We start from the raw sequence: 321 nt of genomic DNA on the forward strand, positions 1-321 counted from the left end.
CTAAACAGAGAAAGGAAGATTTTTACGTTAAAAGTTTTGTTTCTAACTGCCAGTTCCAGTGAAATGCACACTGATTGAACTGGGTCTTCCATGACTATCTTCCCTGTAAGTGAGCCTTACGAGCAAACTGTCGGTGCATTTGTAAAAGCAATTCACGATCATCGCGAACAGCAACCCGGAGATCTTCTAATAATTGCAAAGCTCATTACCGATTTAACCGATATGGATGAACCCCCGCTTCGTCTTCTTATGGGAAGTGACGCGGTCGCTTATGCCGAAGCTGCAAGCAAAGCTCTTTCAGATTCAGACACAAAATGGAAG

General features: G+C 43.3%; 1 pseudogene. It reads left to right on the top strand.

The features are described 5' to 3' along the window. Window positions 1-90: 90 nt before the first annotated feature. Window positions 91-321, top strand: a pseudogene (locus RYX56_RS21660) (hypothetical protein); the annotation flags it as partial.

This window comes from Alkalihalophilus lindianensis, assembly GCF_032843265.1.
Taxonomy (GTDB): Bacteria; Bacillota; Bacilli; order Bacillales; family Bacillaceae_D; genus Alkalihalophilus; species Alkalihalophilus lindianensis.